We start from the raw sequence: 1,315 nt of genomic DNA, 5'->3' as shown, positions 1-1,315 counted from the left end.
AAAACATACAGCCAAAGTTTTTTGCTTAGGCCATGCTGCCGTACGCAAACGGGCAACCCGTTATGTTCTTCATGGAGGGGACGGCATCAACCGATGGTCGGGTATTACCGTTTATCCTTTGGATTTCAAGTCGAACGCCGTCAGAATGGTCATAAATGAAGGGCTGTCCCAAAAAGGGGCATCCGCCCGGTTGAACCTGCCGACCGGTTCCCTACTCACCCAATGGCTGTGTCGGTACCGCCAATACGGCACCGGCGGTTTGAAAGCCAAACCGGAAGGCAGGAAGCCTGTGAAGAAGCCCAAGCAACCTGAGGCCGCCCCAAAAGCCGGCCATCTCAAAACCAAAGAAGGGCTGATGGAAGAACTGCTTTACCTTCGTGCAGGGACGGCCGTCTTAAAAAAGCCCGATGCCTTAATCCGGGAGGACGGAGTGCGGCAGAGCGAAGCCGGATCGTCGCAGGATTAAGGCAGGACTATCCTTTGAAACTGCTGCTGACAATTGCCGGACTGCCGCGCAGTACCTTCTGCTACCAATTGGCTGCTCAATCGGCAGAAGACAAATATGCCGGTTTGAAACAGCATATCCTCACTGTTTGCCGGCAACACAAAGGACGGTACGGCTACCGCAGGATAACGGCGGCCATCCGTCATACAGGGACATCGGCCAACCACAAGGCAGCCGGCCGCCTGATGGCGCAGATGGGCCTGAGGGCAGTGATACGGCAACGCAAATACCGCCCGTTTAAAGGAGGGGCGGTAGAACTGCGCCCAATATCCTGCTACGCCATTTCAAAGCGGAAAGACCGAATAAGAAATGGGTTACGGACGTTACCGGGTTCAATGTTGCAGGAGGGAAGCTGTATCTGCCGCCGGTGACGGATTTGTTTAACGGGGAAACCGTCAGCTGCCGTATCCAAACCCGGCCGGCTTCCGATTTGGCCGGCAAGATGCTGAAAGAGGCGTTTAAGACATTAATGCCGTCTGAAAAGCCGATACTGCATTCGGATCAGGGGGGGCAGTATCGAATGCCCTTTTATCAACAACAGTTAAAAGACAAAGGATTAGTGCAGGGTATGTCCCGTAAGGGAAACTGTTTGGACAATGCGGCGGTGGAAAGTTTCTTTGGAACGTTGAAGCCGGAATGTTTCCATACCTGCAAATATGCTTCTGTTACCGAATTGGAAACAGCCTTGCATGAGTATATTCATTATTACAACCACGAGAGGATTAAGCTCAAATTAAAAGGACTGAGTCCTGTACAGTACAGGATTCAGTCCTTGAAAACCGCTTGATTAAACTGTCCGGCTTTTTGGGG

The 1,315-nt window shown here is 52.1% G+C and carries 3 protein-coding genes; all 3 read left to right on the top strand.

All coding sequences use genetic code 11. The features are described from left to right. The coding region (locus ACFPVS_RS13635) for a transposase (RefSeq protein ID WP_378595860.1) at positions 1–466 on the top strand (466 nt) is incomplete at its 5' end. A 14-nt stretch (positions 467–480) separates the two neighbouring features. Next, positions 481–876, top strand: a complete 396-nt coding sequence (locus tag ACFPVS_RS13630; protein WP_157742756.1) for an IS3 family transposase — start codon at positions 481–483, stop codon at positions 874–876. Beyond that, positions 774–1,292 (top strand): IS3 family transposase, encoded by a 519-nt coding sequence (locus tag ACFPVS_RS13625; RefSeq protein ID WP_378595861.1) that lies wholly within the window; start codon positions 774–776, stop codon positions 1,290–1,292. Before ACFPVS_RS13630 ends, ACFPVS_RS13625 begins: the two co-directional genes overlap by 103 nt. Positions 1,293–1,315: the final 23 nt, after the last annotated feature.

This window comes from Neisseria weixii (genome assembly GCF_042658245.1).
GTDB lineage: Bacteria > Pseudomonadota > Gammaproteobacteria > Burkholderiales > Neisseriaceae > Neisseria > Neisseria weixii.
This window is presented reverse-complemented; position numbering and strand designations above follow the sequence as displayed.